The 12,907-nt window shown below is 69.2% G+C and carries 11 protein-coding genes and 3 pseudogenes; 7 read left to right on the forward strand and 7 right to left on the reverse strand.

The window, feature by feature from the left end; genetic code table 11:
- Window positions 1-55: 55 nt before the first annotated feature.
- A complete protein-coding gene (locus ABTY04_RS28190; protein WP_352216284.1) occupies window positions 56-841 on the forward strand; it encodes an amidase family protein in 786 nt (261 codons plus the stop codon).
- A gap of 123 nt (window positions 842-964) precedes the next feature.
- Here the strand turns inward: ABTY04_RS28190 and ABTY04_RS28195 are convergent.
- Window positions 965-1,066: pseudogene (locus ABTY04_RS28195) on the reverse strand (nuclear transport factor 2 family protein); the annotation flags it as partial.
- Between the two features lie 154 nt (window positions 1,067-1,220).
- Entirely contained in the window at window positions 1,221-2,447 is a 1,227-nt protein-coding gene (locus ABTY04_RS28200) for an alpha/beta hydrolase family protein (RefSeq protein WP_352216209.1), read from the reverse strand.
- Window positions 2,448-2,551: 104 nt separating this feature from the next.
- Here ABTY04_RS28200 and ABTY04_RS28205 point away from each other — a divergent pair, with 104 nt between their 5' ends.
- From ABTY04_RS28205 to ABTY04_RS28215, 3 genes and pseudogenes are all read left to right on the forward strand, one after another.
- Complete coding sequence (locus ABTY04_RS28205) at window positions 2,552-3,145, forward strand: TetR/AcrR family transcriptional regulator (protein WP_352216210.1); 594 nt, start codon at window positions 2,552-2,554, stop codon at window positions 3,143-3,145.
- Between the two features lie 765 nt (window positions 3,146-3,910).
- The gene (locus tag ABTY04_RS28210; RefSeq protein ID WP_352216211.1) at window positions 3,911-4,441 is read left to right on the forward strand and encodes a hypothetical protein; all 531 of its coding nucleotides are present in this window, start codon (window positions 3,911-3,913) and stop codon (window positions 4,439-4,441) included.
- Between the two features lie 308 nt (window positions 4,442-4,749).
- Window positions 4,750-5,655: pseudogene (locus tag ABTY04_RS28215) on the forward strand (Tn3 family transposase); the annotation flags it as partial.
- Between the two features lie 972 nt (window positions 5,656-6,627).
- Here ABTY04_RS28215 and ABTY04_RS28220 read toward each other — a convergent pair.
- Window positions 6,628-6,951: pseudogene (locus ABTY04_RS28220) on the reverse strand (LysR family transcriptional regulator); the annotation flags it as partial.
- Window positions 6,952-7,022: 71 nt separating this feature from the next.
- On the opposite strand from ABTY04_RS28220, the gene ABTY04_RS28225 reads away from it, so the two are divergent.
- Window positions 7,023-7,757: an SDR family oxidoreductase gene (locus ABTY04_RS28225; RefSeq protein ID WP_352216212.1), complete on the forward strand. Its 735-nt coding sequence runs from the start codon at window positions 7,023-7,025 to the stop codon at window positions 7,755-7,757.
- 187 nt (window positions 7,758-7,944) lie between these two features.
- Here the strand turns inward: ABTY04_RS28225 and ABTY04_RS28230 are convergent, their stop codons facing one another.
- The 4 genes from ABTY04_RS28230 to ABTY04_RS28245 all read right to left on the reverse strand — a co-directional run bounded on the left by ABTY04_RS28230 (window position 7,945) and on the right by ABTY04_RS28245 (window position 11,379).
- Window positions 7,945-8,082, reverse strand: coding sequence for a hypothetical protein (locus ABTY04_RS28230; RefSeq protein WP_352216213.1), 138 nt, complete (start codon window positions 8,080-8,082; stop codon window positions 7,945-7,947).
- Window positions 8,079-8,816, reverse strand: a complete 738-nt coding sequence (locus tag ABTY04_RS28235; protein WP_352216214.1) for a recombinase family protein — start codon at window positions 8,814-8,816, stop codon at window positions 8,079-8,081. Before ABTY04_RS28235 ends, ABTY04_RS28230 begins: the two co-directional genes overlap by 4 nt.
- A 135-nt stretch (window positions 8,817-8,951) precedes the next feature.
- Entirely contained in the window at window positions 8,952-10,649 is a 1,698-nt protein-coding gene (locus tag ABTY04_RS28240) for an IS4 family transposase (protein ID WP_352216215.1), read from the reverse strand.
- Between the two features lie 169 nt (window positions 10,650-10,818).
- Window positions 10,819-11,379 carry a DUF6817 domain-containing protein gene (locus tag ABTY04_RS28245; protein WP_352216216.1) on the reverse strand — a complete coding sequence of 187 codons (561 nt, stop codon included), beginning with the start codon at window positions 11,377-11,379 and terminating at the stop codon, window positions 10,819-10,821.
- Between the two features lie 292 nt (window positions 11,380-11,671).
- Between ABTY04_RS28245 and ABTY04_RS28250 the strand changes: the two genes are divergently transcribed.
- Window positions 11,672-11,824 (forward strand): hypothetical protein, encoded by a 153-nt coding sequence (locus ABTY04_RS28250; protein ID WP_352216217.1) that lies wholly within the window; start codon window positions 11,672-11,674, stop codon window positions 11,822-11,824.
- 506 nt (window positions 11,825-12,330) lie between these two features.
- On the forward strand, window positions 12,331-12,597 hold the full coding sequence (locus tag ABTY04_RS28255; protein WP_352216218.1) for a hypothetical protein: 267 nt from the start codon (window positions 12,331-12,333) through the stop codon (window positions 12,595-12,597).
- Window positions 12,598-12,907: the final 310 nt, after the last annotated feature.

The raw sequence follows: 12,907 nt of genomic DNA on the forward strand, positions 1-12,907 counted from the left end.
GCGGTCGAGGGCCTGAAGGGCGAGATCGCGGGACAGCGCAGCCCTGCTCGACCTGATCCAGGGCCCGGAGGCCGGCGACCCCTACTTCGCGGAGCGCCCCCGTCGCCCGTACAGCGAAGAGATCACCAAGGAACCCGGCCGCCTGCGCGTCGGCCTGGTCACCACGCCCTGGGGCCGGCGCGACGCGGAACCGGCCGTGATCGAGGCTGCTCTGGCCGCCGCCCGGCTCATGGAATCGCTCGGCCACCGGGTCGACGTGACCACCGTGGACCTCGGCGTGCCCTGGGAGGAGTTCGTACTCGCCAACGCCCGCCTGTGGACCGCGAACCTGGTGAGCTGGATCGACGGTCTCGCCGATGCACTCGGACGCCCGGTGGACGAGTCCACGGTCGAGCCCCGCATGCTCGCGAGCTACGAGTGGGGACTCAAGGGGAGCGGCACGGAATTCGTGCACGCCCTCGACGTACGCAACCGGGTCGCCCGCTCGATCGGCGCCCACTTCGAGACCCGGGAACAGTTGCTGCTGACGCCCACCCTCCCCGAGGTGCCACTGCCCCTGGGCACCTACGGCCGGGGCGCCGAGAACGCCGACGGGCCGGGCTGGCTGGAGCACCTGTTCCACCGCTCGCCGTTCACCGCCGTTTTCAATGTCGCCGGCACACCGGCGATGTCGGTGCCGCTCGCGTCCGACCCCGCCACCGGCATGCCGATCGGTGTCCAGTTCGCCGCAGGCTACGGACGCGAGGACGTGCTGTTCCGGCTCGCCGCACAACTCGAGGAGGCCGCGCCCTGGGCGGAGCGCAAGCCCACCGTGTGGGCGGGCACACGCCGGTGTGCCTGATCCCCGCAGCCAATGTCGCCGACACGCCCGCCGCGGGGCCGGACACGGGTCCGGCGCCTGGCGGTGCGCTCACCGGGTGAGGTGGTGCCGGCGGTGTGCGGTGTCTTCGCGGGGTGGGGGTGGTCAGCGGGCGCTGCGGAGGTTGCGGTTGGCGTCGGTCCCCTTGAGCATCAAGGTGGTCTCCTCGATGCGCCGGAAGCGGCCGTCGGGGGGGATTTCGGCGAACGGCCTCGGTCAGGGTGATGTCCTCGTTGAGGAGGAGGTCGGTGCGAGCTCCACGACGGCGACGGGTACGCCGACCGGCACACCTGCCACATCACCAAGAAGGACGGGGCGGGTTCGGGCAGCGGGTTCTCGGTGATGTCTGGCGGGGTGGGGTTCAGGGGCGGGTGTTGGCGAGGGTGTCGTCGAGCCAGTCGTAGATGCGGGCGTTGGCGTGACGCGTGGCGCCGGGGTGACAGTGGGCGCCGGCGCCTTCCTCGGCGGTGAAGAGCATGAGGGTCTTGGGGCAGGTGAGGTGTTCGTAGAGCTGCTCGGGCTGGCCCTTGAAGAACTCGTCCTCCGCGGCGTCGCAGACGAGGGTGGGGCACTGGATCTTTTCGGCGATCCCGCCGGCGAGGGTGTAGTCGAGGTAGGAGGCGTTGAAGGCGCGGGGGGTGTCGACCCCCATGACGTACATGCCGTGGTTGAGTGCCCAGCGGGCGATCGGGTCCTTGGCCATGATCTGATCGAGGGCGGCGTCGAGTTCCGGGGCTGCCTGCGCCCGCAGGAGACGTTCGGCCTCCTCGCGGTCGCCGGGGATGTTGCGGACGGACGTCTGACCGAGGTCGTAGAGGCCGTCTACGGCTATCAGCGCGGCCAGCCGATGCTCGAACGCGGCCGCCCGGGGGGCGAGCACTCCGCCCATGCTGAGACCGAGCAGTCCGATGCGGCTGTTGTCGACCTCCGAGATCGTCTCGGCGAAGTCGATCACCGGGGTGATGACGTTCTCCCAGTCGGGGCGGAAGACCAGGCCCTGGTGGTGGCGCGGCCCAGGCATTCCGGGGCCGTCGAAGACGAGCACGGTGTAGCCCCGCTCGACGGCGGCCAGCGCACCGAAGAAGTGCATCTCCTCGGCGGTGCCGTCGAAGCCGTTGTGCATGATCAGCGTCGGCCGGGGGGTGCCCGAGTCGTCGGGCCGGTAGAGGTAGCCGGGCAGCGTGGTGTTCTCGTAGGGGATCTCGACCGGCTCGATGCGCGGGGTGGTGTAGAGGGCGGCGGCGGCCTTGAAGCACTCCACGGAGCGGTCGTAGGCGTGGTCGTGGCGCGGGTCGCAGTCCTTGCCGTGCAGGAAGAACTCCGCCGACCGGTAGTAGTTCGAGGCCCGCAGGAACCCGTCGCGGGCGCTGACCCGGTGGCCGGCCGCCAGGGCCTTCTCAGCCTCCGCCGACACCCGGCCGGCGGTGGCGAACCACTCGGCGTACCAGCTGTCGTAGTCGCCCTCGGTGATCCGCGCGGCGGTGGAGACGACCTCGCCGAAGTCGGCGCCGCCGTAGGCGATGTGACTCATCGAGCGCAGGGTCTCGTACCAGAACTGGGTGTTGTTCGGGAACAGCAGCTGCTTCATGGCGGTCTCCTTCGACGGCACCACAAGCACAGATTTGTGCTTGTGGGGTCGACTATAGGGCCTCGCCCCGGCCAGAAGCAAACATCTGTGCTTAAGATGGGGGCGTGACTCAGAAACAACCGGCCGCACGCATCCGCAGGAGTCCCGAACAGGTCCGCGCAGCCGTCCACCAAGCCGTTGTCGACCTTCTCTCGGCCCCGGAGGGCGAGGACCTCACCATCCCCGCGATCGCGCAACGCGCCGGCGTCAACCACACCAGCGTCTACCGGCGCTGGGGCAGCCTCGGCGCCCTGCTGGCCGACACGGTCACCACCCGCCTCGAACGCAACTCACCGCTGAACGACACCGGCACCCTGCGCGGTGACCTCATCGCCTGGGCCGAAGCCAGCGTCACCAACATGCGCACACCCGAGGGGCACGCCCTCGTACGCGCCGTCACCCTGTCCATGCCGAGCAGCACCCAGGCACAGAGCGAGCGCGCCCGGCACTTCCGACGCCGCATGCACTCCATCGAACAGATCCGCGAGCGGGCCACGGCCCGGGGCGAGAACCCGCCACCACTGGAGCAGATCCTCGACCAGCTGATCGCGCCCTTCTACATCCGGGCGATCTTCGGCATCGACCTGCCGGCCACCGGCTACCCACAACTCCTCGTGGACAGACTCCTCGGCAGCGCAAGCGGACCAGACTCGGCCTGAGGAACGGCAACGAGGTGGCGTCGGCCGACTCTGGGCTGCCACCTCCCGCACGGTGGCGCCACAACCTCGGGGGCGTCCCGCCCCGCGGTCCGGGTATCCCTGGGCAGGTCCTGCGTACGGCGAGGCTCGCCCACCGGGGCCCGCGACCGGTGGGTGATGGGCCGAGCGTGACCGATCCGTCTCCTGCGATCGGTCAAACAGCACGTCAGCGCCGTGACCGACCCGTGCAACTCACGACCGAGCCGGTGACCGGCCATCGGTCATCGGTCATCGGTCAGCCACGGCCTCGCCGATAAGCTCCGGGCGGACCGTAACCGCCGCCGTGTCCGGCGCGCTCCGGCCAAGGTGGGCAAGCCGCTGTTCGGGGCGGCTTGCCCAGGCTCCTTTTCGGCTTGCCCAGCACGTGCCGCCGGTCAGCGGCCGACCGCTTCGGGGTAGCGGGCACAGCGCCGGTTTGAGTCGTCGACGCGGTGGGCCGAAAGGTCGGCCAGGCCTTCTACGACCAGAACGTCAAGGGCACCCCGACGTGTCGATCAACGACACGAAGCTCACCGCCAACTCCGGCAAGGACATCGACTCGATCACCGCCGGACGAGTTCAAGAAGCTGACAGCCGAGAACGCGAAGTAGCGGGCTCCGCTCCCGGAGGATTGACTGCCGGGCGCCGAACGGGATGTGTGAGACTCCCCTCGGATGATCATTCGGGGGGCTCACGTTGAACGCGTTCTTGAAGAGGGTGTGGATCGGACTGGCCGCGACTTTGATCGTGAGTCTGGCTGCCGTGGTCCTGCCGGACCAGGTACAGATCGACGACGACGGGCGCGTGCACCTGGGCGCGCCCTTGTCCAAACCGTCCGGATCCGCGTCGGCGCCCGCCCCGGAGCCTGAACCCACGTCGCCACCCCTCACGCGGGACGAGGTGGACGAAGTGATCCGGACGGCGGTCCGCACGGCGGGCCTCGACCCAGAGCAGGGCAAGTCGACGGTCCCGGCCGGATCCAACCCGAACAGGACGGGCTGGATGGCCGTCCGGGAGAAGACCGCCGCACAGTCCGAAATGAAGGCGATCTGTGCGGACTTGGAGCGTCAGAGCTGGGTACTGAACCCGAACGGCGACAGCGCCGACGCCTCCCGCAGCTACAAGCGCGGGGGCTGGTACCTGCTGGTGAGCACACGCGGGAAGACCCAGGCACCGTCCAACACCCTGAGCGACTCGCAGACCTACCTGACCATGACCGGGCTCCAGCTCAACCTGTCCGACATACCGCTCCCCGAGGTCACCGTCCGCATGCACTGACCAGCCACAGCACAGCCCACACCGTCCCTGCCTTCGTCGGCGGGGTCACGACAGCCTGAACTGCGGGTCGGTCGGATGCTTCTGCTTCGACGCCGGCGGCTCGCGAAGGCGCGCTACCGGGTACCGGTCCCAGCGGTCGGCACCAGCTGGTAACACTCAGGAACAAGATCCGGCCATACTTCGGGTAAGCGCGCTCCGTGTTGCAGAAGCGAGCGCGCGGAAGTCTTGAGCCGAGTCGCCGACTCGCGAGGAGATCGCAGGTCAGAGGCGCCTGTCACCGCAGACTCGCCGATAGCTCCTCCCCGCAGGTCGGCGCGCTGGACGCGGCGTGGCGGCTGATGGCCGATCGCCTGGAGGAGGCCGGGCAGGACGCGAAGCTCAGCTTCGAGGTCCAGCCGAACGGCCGGTTGAAGCTGAACGTGGACCGGCTCGGCGCGCTCTGCGAGTCGAAGTCGCTGCGGTGGCTGCGCCGGACCACCGCGGCGATGCTCCCTCAGATCGGCCTGCCGGACCTGTTGTTCGAGGTGAACTCTGGACCGGGCTCCTGGACGCCTTCGTGCACCTGGACGGCGGCCGGCCCCGGATGGAGCGGGTGAAGACGTCGCTGGTGGCGCTGCTGGCCGCCGAGGCGTGCAACATCGGCTACACCACGGTCATCGACGGAGGCGACGAGGCACTGACCCGGGCGCGGCTGGCGCACGTTGATCTGTACTACTTGAGGACCGACACGATCGCCACCGCGAAGGCCGGGTGGTGGCGACCCAGGCGCGGGTGCCGATAGTCGCGCACTGGGGCGAGGGCAGATGGTGGTGCCGGGCACCCCGCGCGACCCGCTGCACATCCTTGACACCCTGCTGAATCTGGACGCCGAGGTGCGGCCGGAGATGGTGGCCACCGACAACGCCTCTTACTCCGACATGGTGTTCGGGCTGTTCTCGCTGCTCGGCTACAACTTCTCGCCCCGCTTCCGGGACCCCGGCCGAATGCCGGTGATCAGTTTGCGGGCCGCCGCTTTGGTCAGCCGCTTGACGGCGGTCGCGGCCCGCTCCCGCGGGCGGCGCGGCTCGATGCCGGTCCCCTTGACGGCGTTGGCGAACTCGGCGTCGAACCGATTCTTGCCGACCTTGTCCACGAGGGTGGCCAGGTACTTGAGCTGCGCTTCGGTGGCCGGCTCGGTCTTCGCTTGTACGGCCCGCTCGCGGCGCGGCCCGTAGACGCGCTCGTTCTCGGCCTTGCGGGCGGCCTCGGCCTCCGGGGTGCGGCAGGTGACGTGGACGCTCTCGTACCAGGTCTGTGCGCCGGGCTTGCCTGTCACCGCCTCCCACAGGGCGTTTGCGGTCGGCTTCTCCTCGTCCACGTCCTCCGTCAGGCCGGGTCCGACGAGTCCGTAGTAGCCGGTCCGGCCCCGGGGGATCACGGTGAACCCGCCCGGGACGGCGTGGGCTTCGAGCCAGTCCTGCCCGCACCTGCAGTGCCGGGCGTGGTACCCCGCTCCACTTGCTCTCCAGCGGCTCGTACACCAGCCGGTCGCCGTAGTACTTCGTATCCCTCGCGAATCCCGACACGGCCGCAGTGTGCCCACCGTCGGCGGCCCCGGAAACAACTCGGCGTCAAACCCGGTGGACCCGGGCACGCCGCGCCGCCCCCGGCCGGCCCCGGCGCGAGGATGGCTGGGTGGACTACCTCCTGGAGGGCCTTCCACTCGGGTCGGCGCGACCAAGTGAAAGGTAGCTGTATGTAATTGCTACTGACGGTCGGCTGCCATCGCTGCCTGTTGATCGTGCTGACGCGGCATGCGCATGGCGGTGGCGGGTGAGGGGGTGCTGGCCCTTCTTCGCGCTGGTGGTTGTCTGAAATTGGTCCTGCGGTGATCGTCATGGCGAGGGGTGAGTGTCCCCGGTCAGTAGGCCAGTGCGGTCATGTAGTCGGGGTGGTGGGCGGCGACGTCGTGGGCGGCTTGGACGAAGGCGGCGACGGCCGCGGATCGCGAGGTCTCCGGCCAGGCGACCATGACCGCGCTGGGGCTGAGGCCGGCCGGTATGCGATGTCCGGACGCTGGTGCCGCTCGGTGGTGGAGAGTGACAGGAACGCCACCGCCTGGCCCAGCGCGACCACCTCCAGGAGTTGCTCGACGCTGGCCACGAGCGGCCCCTCAGGAGTGTCGGCCGGCGCCAAGCCTGTGTGGCCATCGTCCCGGCATCGCCTCCCGGCTTGACCGCCACGACGAGCCGGGGTGTCGGCTGACCGGCCCGGCGTGCACGCCGGGCCGCCGCGTGCACCGCGTCGACCGCGATCCGGGCCTGGTCGAGCAGCACCTGACCGGCGTTGGTCAGCCTCACCTGCCGGGTGGTGCGCTCCAGCAGGCGTACCCCGAGCCGGGACTCCATCTGAGTGATCGCCTTCGACAGCGGGGGCTGCGCCATTCCCAGGCGTTGCGCGGCCCGGCTGAAGTTCAGTTCCTCGGCGACCGCGATGAAGTACCTCAGCTCCCGCACCTCTAGCTCACTCATATCTGTGGACTATAGATCCAGAGTCTTCTGGTCTTTCCCTGACGCCCGTGGGTGAGGGGAGGCTGGGTGCCATGACGACTTCGCAGAAGACTGCTCTGATCACCGGCGCGAACAAGGGCATCGGCAAGGAAACGGCGCGCAGGCTCGCAGCCCTCGGCATCACCGTGCTGATCGGCGCCCGCGACGCCGAGCGTGGCGAGGCGGCGGCCGAGGAGCTTCGCATGGGCGGCGCCGACGTACGGTTCGTACCGCTGGACGTCACCGACGAGATCTCGGTCCAGGCCGCCGCCAAGCACATCGACGCCACGTTCGGCCGCCTCGACATCCTCGTCAACAACGCCGCGATCGCCGCCGGACCGCAAAAACCGAGTGAAACCCCCGCCGCTACCGTCCGGCAGGTCTACGAGACCAACGTGTTCGGCGTCATCGCGGTGACCCACGCCATGCTCCCCCTGCTACGCCGCTCCGCCGCCGCGCGCATCGTCAACATGTCCAGCGAACTCGGCTCTCTCACCCACCTGGCCGACCCGGGCAGCCCGTGGTCCGCCTACTACTCGATCCTCCTCCCTTACTGCACCTCGAAGAGCGCGCTGAACGCGATCACCGTGCTCTACGCCAATGAACTGCGCGCCGAAGGGATCCTGGTCAACGCGGTGAGTCCCGGCTACTGCGCGACCGACCTCAACCGCCACACCGGGATACGCACGGCGGAGGAGGGCGCGGCCGTGGCGGTTGACCTGGCAACTGTGGGCGAGGACGGCCCGACGGGCGCCCTTTTGGCCGAGGACGGGCCTATTCCCTGGTGAGACCACGCCGCGCCGTCTCCGCCCGAAGCCTGCCAGGGTGTTTTCAACCCCCGCAGTGACGATCACTGGCCTCATGCGCGGCGCCCATCCCCACGGGCCTTACTGGTAGTTGGTGGGCGCACAAGCCAACACGGGCACGAGGTGATCACTCATCTCGCGGAGTCGGCATCAAGGGCTGGGCCGCGGGTCAGCCGGTGGTTTCCATCGCGGTTGTGTGCTCGTTGTGTTCACGCAGCACGCGCATGACGGTGGCGCGTGAGGGGTGCTGGCCCTTCTTCGTGCCGGTGGTGATGACGAGGCGTTTGGCGAGGTCGCGCAGGCTCATCTCCTGCTCGCCAGGTGGAGGGCCATGGACAGCATCGACTCGTCGGTGACGCCCGCGCCACCGATCGTCTTGCCGCGCTTGCGGGCGGACTCGTGGCCCTCCAGGGTGCGGTCGCGGATGTACTCGCGCTCCATGCCCGACATCGCAGCCAGCACCGTGAACACGATCCCGGACGGGTCGTGCGAGCCCTTGAGTTCGCCTGTGAGGAACTCCAGCCCGACATCGCTCGCCTTCAGCTCTTCGGCGAGCGTGGCGAGCTCGATGCCTCGGCCGAGCCGCTTGTGCTCGTGGACGACGAGGGTGACGGCGACGCCGGAGGAACGGATCTCCCCGGCGAGCTTGATGGCGGCCTCCAACTCGGGGCGCCGGGTGGCGCGGGTGCAGATCTTCTCCGAGAAGATGCGCATCACTCCGGCCTCGGTGAGGGAGTCGAGCTGCGCGTCGAAGGACTGCCGGGCGGTCGAGGCCCGGGCGTAGCCGAGGCGGACGTGCCCGGCCGGTTCGGCGCCGGCGCTCACCGGCCGCGGTAGCTCGGTCCACATCGACCCCGGCTTGCGTACGGCGGGGGTCGGCACGCTGAGCGCCTTGGCGAGTTGGGGTACGAGGCGGAAACGGACGGTGTGGTATTGGATGGCCACCTTGCCCTTCCCAGTCCGGCACGGGGAGCCCGCGGGAGCGGCGCAGGTGGACATCGGGCAGTCCTGCGATTCCACGCGCTTGAAGTCGTCGCTCACGACCCTGGACTGTTTCGTGGGGGCGTTTCAGGCGTCCAGCCGTTTGCAACAACTCATGAAACGTGATCGCTGCAGGTGGGTCGCCGAGCGGTGGGGTGTTTCATGAGCGACCACCCAATGCCGCGAAGTTAAGGATCACGGGGCCGTGTCCATCGCCGGTTGGGGTGGGATCCGGTAGATGCCGGGGACGACTTTGACGAGCCGGCCCCGGCTGGCCCAGGCAGACATCTGAACGTAGAAGCTGTGCAGCTTCTTCTTGCCGGTGATGCCGAGCGCGGCTGCGAGGTCCTCGGCGCGTCGTGCGTGTTCCGGAGCCTGCTGCAGGATGGTCTGCACGGTCTGCCAGCGAGTGCCCGTGGGTGCTGTGTGTCCGGCCTGATCTGGGGATCTCGGTCGGGCAGGTCGCTGACCGGGTGCGAGGGCCTGCGGTTTCCTCTCCGGTCCGGGCGGCGGCTCGTGGACGGTCACCTCCACGGTGGTGATGTTGGTACTGGTCAGTGGCCTGTTGTCGTCCGGGCGGCGGTTCCATGTGTGGTAGCGGGAGGTGCCCGCCTTGACGACACGGGCGCTGAAGCGTGCCCGCCGCGCCGGAAGGAGACCGGCCAGGACAGCTCTTCCGATCCGGCCGACCAGGTCGACCTCATCCTTCGCGGCCGAGGCGAGGACGCCGGTGGCGGTCGTGACGGTGTTCCGGGCGGCTTCGAGCGCGACGGTAAAGGAAGCCCGGTCGGGGTCGACGCCGGGACGGGTCTCTACCGCGGTGACCATGGTGTATCGGATCGCCTGGTAGAGCACCAACAGGGCCCATACCTCCTGCTCGATCCCGAGGGGGTCCTTGGAGCGCAGGACCCGGCCGCGAAGGAGCGTGTAACGCAGCGCCAGGAAGGCCGACTCGATCTCCCAGCGCTCGTGGTAGAGGCGTACCAGCGCAGTGGCGGGATCGGTGCGGTGGTCGGTCAGGGTGGTGATCAGCCGGTACCGGTCGGCGGCGGTGCTTCCGTCGGCGCCAACCGCTCTCACCTCGGCCTCGATCACCCGAAGTCGCAGGCCGGCGATCTGGGTGAGGTAGGAGCCGTCATCCAGTGCCGCGAGGACGGACGGGCGTCGGTAGGAGCGACAGCGGGTCAGGAATTGGCTGCCGGTGGCGGCCACCGCTTCCAGGAAGTAGTTGCTGTCGAAGCCGCGGTCCGCCATCAGCAGCATGTCACGGTCGAGTAGGTGCAGCAGCCGTGCGGCGTAGACGGTCTCGCTGGTCTGAGGTGGGCCGAAGACGGCCCCCAGAACACCACGTGTGCCGGTCTCCACGAGCGCCATCAGCATCATCGTGGGGTAGCCCGCCGGACCCAGCCGGGACTTCAGCTTGCCGAGCCAGTTCCGGTTGCGTTCGTGGTCGGGGACCTTCAACGAGCCGCACCCGTCGAAGGCGACGGTCCGCCATCGACGGTACCGAGCGCCGGGCGTCGACGGCTGCGCTAGCGGAACCGCCAGCGTCTCGAACAGCTCCTTCAACGGGGCCACCCCGATCCGCCGACGCAAGTCCCGCAGCGCCTTCTCCGACGGGACAGGGACCGCAAGCCCGCTCAGACCATGGGTCAGCTTCTGCCAGACCAGGCCAGCGCCGACATGCCCGAACAGGCCCAACGCCAGGACGAAGTACACCCCCACGCGCGACGGCAGTATCCGCAGGCGACGCTCGGTACGGCCCGCCTCTTCCAGTACGGCGTCCACGAGCTCGAACGGAACCACCTGGGTGAGCTCGCCCAGATGCCCAGGGGCGAAGACGTCACCCTCAACCGAGAGAGCAGGGCGGTAGGTGACAGCAGAACGGTCCAACGAGGCCTCGACTCTCGATCCGGACAGAACACCCAGACCTACCCCCGACCTGCCGAACCTACGTCGCGGCGCATGGATTTCGCGCGCCCCCCTCTTGACAGCTGCCCGTGATCCTTAACTTCGCGGCATTGAGCGACCACCTATGAAACAGCGGCCAAGCCCGCACGGCTCAGCCGAGGACCGCGGTCACTTCTCGGCGGGTCGCCTCCGACAGAAGCGGAGTCCAGCGCTTGAAGAGCTCGAGCAGGTGCGCCCCGTTGCGCTCGCGGAAGGACGCGTTCACCTTGGCCAGGTCCAGTTCGTTGGCCACCGTCAGCTCGGCGAAGTCGCAGCGCTGCTGCAGGGACGGCGTGAACTCCTCACCGGTGAAGCGGTCCCGGAAGGTCACCGACGCCTCGTCCGGGGAGGCGAGACTGGGGTAGGAGACCTTGCGGTCGCAGCTGGCGTAGAAGTACACGAGCTCTTCCGCCTCCGCACCGATCGCCTCGGCGAGGCGGGCGCGCTCGGAGAGTTCCAGAAGGCTCAAAGGCAACCCGTCCGTACCGTAGAAGGCGTGGCACAGGGCCGCGATCTGCAGCGCAGGCCGTGCGCCCCAACCGGCGAGCAGCGCCTCGACACGCAGCAGATGGGCAAGCAGCGTACCGCCGGAGTGCTTGGTGGTCTCGGCTCCCAACTCCTTGAGCAGGGCAATCGCCGGAGAATCAGTGTTCTTGTCATCGCTGCGCATCATGCGCACATCATGACGAGGTCCCCGCGCCCGCGTCCGCCGGGACCGACATACGGACACCGGGACCACACCTACGCATCGAGACCCTTCCACCCCTGGCCGGGCACCCGCGTCGGCCTTGGCCTCGTCCTGCCCGGCACCGCCCGCTCCCTCCAGTCCCAGCGCGGCGGCAACCTCCCGGCAGGCCTGCCCGGCCCGGCCCGGCCCGGACGAATCGTGATCCAGTTCCGGAATCGCCGACGCCCGCGGCCGCGTTCCACCCCGCGGCGACGGCACCCTCGCCGCCCACGTCTCCATGCCCGCCCACAGCGCGCACTCCTTCCACTGCCTGGCCGTCGGCGACCACTGGTTCGACGACGAACAAGCCGACCACCATCATGCGCCGCCTCGGCGCCGCCAACCGGTCGAGGCGGCACTCCTCGCGCACGAAAAGGGCTGGCTGAACTGAGGGCCGGCGCGGGAACCGGGGCCCGAAGGCCACTCCGGAGGAGGCGGTTGGCTCGGCGAGGCGCGACCTCGCCGAGCCGGATCCGCCCCTTCGGTCCGGGGACCTGCGCTTCGCTGGCTAGCCTTGACCAGAGTCCGGTCCTGGAGGGGGAGTTGGAAGAAGTGAGCCACACTCGTGACGAAGAGACGGCGCAAGTCGAGCAAGCGCCCTCGCAGTCAGGCCGCCCGGGAAGCAATCCACCCAGATGGGCCTGGTGGGTCATCGGCATCGTGATACCGATCCTGGGCATCGCAGCCACGGTATGGACCACCTCCGCCAAGACGCCGAGCTCCTCCCCTCCACCGGCCCAGACCCCGCGCACCACCCCGCCGGAAACCGCGTCACTCGACCAGGCACCGAACCAGGCGCCCCCGGTGTCCTCTTCTCCCACGGGCGCCGTACCGGCGGTTTTCCTGGGCGTATGGGAGGGATCCATCAGTGACAACACCGGGGAACACCATCGGCGCATGACCATCCGGCAGGGGAACGTCGGTGACGAGATCGTCACCACACGCACCACCAGCAACGCGACCGGAAGCACGATCCAGTGCAGAGGAGCGGGCACCCTCGTGGCCGCCGACTCCAGCACGATCGAACTCGACACGATGGTCACCGAGAGCATCCCCAGCGGCAGGTGCAACAGCGTGGGCGAGCAGACCCTCACCCTTCTGGACGACAACCGGGTTCGCTACCAGACCGGAGAGGCAACCGGGATCCTCACCCGTCAGCGCTGACTGGGCGGCCACCGTCCGTACGTCGGCCGGGCGACGGCGGTGGGACAGACCGTCGCGCAGAACTCGCGGACCGCGGTGGCGAAGCCGTCGGGGTCGGCCTGCTGTCCGAAGGGGTCGGTGCCCTCGGGCAGGACGAAGAGCCGGCGTCGCTTCCGAGGCTGAGCCAGACGACGCCGGCCCGGTCGAACTCCGGATGCACCTCCGTCCCGTCGGTCGGCGCGGGGAAGTCCGGGTGGCGGCGGCGCCAGTTGGCCACCGAAGCCCGCCCCAGCGATCCGGCCCACCTCCGCAATCAGGACCCGGTCCGTGT

Source organism: Streptomyces sp. NPDC097981 (genome assembly GCF_040302565.1).
GTDB lineage: Bacteria > Actinomycetota > Actinomycetes > Streptomycetales > Streptomycetaceae > Streptomyces.

Excerpts from the sequence above, each read along its gene's own strand:
- ABTY04_RS28200 (WP_352216209.1), bottom strand. The coding sequence starts at position 2,447 with ATGAAGCAGCTGCTGTTCCCGAACAACACCCAGTTCTGGTACGAGACC.
- ABTY04_RS28225 (WP_352216212.1), top strand. The coding sequence starts at position 7,023 with ATGACGACTTCGCAGAAGACTGCTCTGATCACCGGCGCGAACAAGGGC.
- ABTY04_RS28230 (WP_352216213.1), bottom strand. The coding sequence starts at position 8,082 with ATGAGCCTGCGCGACCTCGCCAAACGCCTCGTCATCACCACCGGCACG.
- ABTY04_RS28245 (WP_352216216.1), bottom strand. The coding sequence starts at position 11,379 with ATGATGCGCAGCGATGACAAGAACACTGATTCTCCGGCGATTGCCCTG.
- ABTY04_RS28250 (WP_352216217.1), top strand. The coding sequence starts at position 11,672 with ATGCCCGCCCACAGCGCGCACTCCTTCCACTGCCTGGCCGTCGGCGAC.
- ABTY04_RS28255 (WP_352216218.1), top strand. The coding sequence starts at position 12,331 with ATGACCATCCGGCAGGGGAACGTCGGTGACGAGATCGTCACCACACGC.